This is a genomic window from Micromonospora sp. GCM10011541, from assembly GCF_042650725.1.
GTDB classification, from domain to species: Bacteria; Actinomycetota; Actinomycetes; order Mycobacteriales; family Micromonosporaceae; genus Micromonospora; species Micromonospora sicca.
The window spans coordinates 1-1,337 of sequence record NZ_JBHSBP010000113.1 but is presented as its reverse complement, the minus strand read 5'-3'; the positions used below and the strand labels follow the sequence as shown (position 1 = coordinate 1,337).

General features: G+C 70.8%; 1 protein-coding gene. It reads right to left on the bottom strand.

What is annotated here, in order from left to right; all coding sequences use genetic code 11:
* Positions 1-81 precede the first annotated feature (81 nt).
* Positions 82-1,337, bottom strand: a 1,256-nt coding sequence (locus ACFOYX_RS36150) for an IS1380 family transposase (RefSeq protein WP_377534808.1), incomplete at its 5' end; no start/stop codon positions are given.

The window sequence follows — 1,337 nt, the reverse complement described above, 5'->3', positions numbered from 1 at the left end:
TTGTTCGGGTCGTGGGTATGCCGGTGGCCCGGCGCGGGTGGCCGGGGTCCTCCGGGTGCTGGTGGTGGCGGGGACGTGGGCTCAGGTGATGGGCCGGGGTAGCGCGGCCAGGCGGCCGAAGGCGGCGGCGAGGACGGCGGCCCAGGGCCAGTGTTCGGCGATGCGTAGGCGGGTGCGGCGGGCGGATCGGGTGATCCGGGCGGGCGCGTGGAGTAGCCGGTAGCGCAGTTTCTTCGGTTCGGCGTTGGCGAGTTCTCCCTGCAGGAGCAGGGTTTGGGTCCAGCAGAGCAGGTCGATGCCGGTCAGGGCCAGCTGCAGCCAGGCCTGGTTGATCGCGAAGACCCGGGACGGGAAGCGACCGAAGCCGGTGTCCTTGCCCGTGCGGATGCGGTCCTCAACGCGGGCGTGGGCGCGGTGGCGGGCCTCCAGGAACTGCAGGGATCCGTTGCCGACCGGGGTGTCGGTGGCCATGACCTGGTGACGGAGGCCTTCGATGGTGTCGAACAGGGTCAGTTGCGCGCCGGGGTGCGGGCGTTCGCGCCGGACGATGAACCGGGTCCCGGCCGGGTAGTTGTCGGCGGGGACGGCGCCGGTGATCTCGCAGATTTCCGCGCCGTCACGTAGCCCGCCGTCGGTGTTGACCGCCGGAATCCAGCCCGTGGCCTGCCGGATCGCGTCCCGGATTTCTTCGGTGATCGCAACACCGATGGAGAAGCAGGTGTCGACACCGTGCCCGCGGAGGCGGCGGATGTGGGTCAGGAACCCCTGCGTGCAGCCGGCCGAGTCGGAACGGATCAGGATCGGGGTGCCGTGCCGGTGGGCGTCGGGGATCTGCGCCAGGGCCTGGTCCAGGACGGTGATGTGGTCGGCGGTGGTGTTCGACCCGGCCCGACCCTCCCGCAGCAACCCCGACAACGCCTCCCGCGAGCCGTCGAGGAAACACAACAGCGGGTGGTAGCCGAACGTTTTCTTCCACGTCCGGGTCGCCGCTTCCTTCTCCGAGTGGCAGATCACGATCGTGGCGTCCACGTCCAGCACCAGGCCGGGGACCGGTTGACCCGCCGCGGTCGAGACCGGCAACCCGCCCCTGGTCTCGACCGTCTGCGCCCACGCCACCTCCCTGGCCAGCGCACGGGCAGCGTGCAGCCGAGTCAACGCCTCACCATCCAGATCGGACAGGACCCGCCACGCCGTCGGGTCAGAGGCCACCGTCCCGAACAGGCCGGCCTCGTTACGCAGCACCGCCAGATCGGCGATCGCCTCACCACCATCAGCGAGCATCACCGCCACATCCACCGCGACCCGACCCGGATCATGACCCGCCCGCCGCTGCCGCA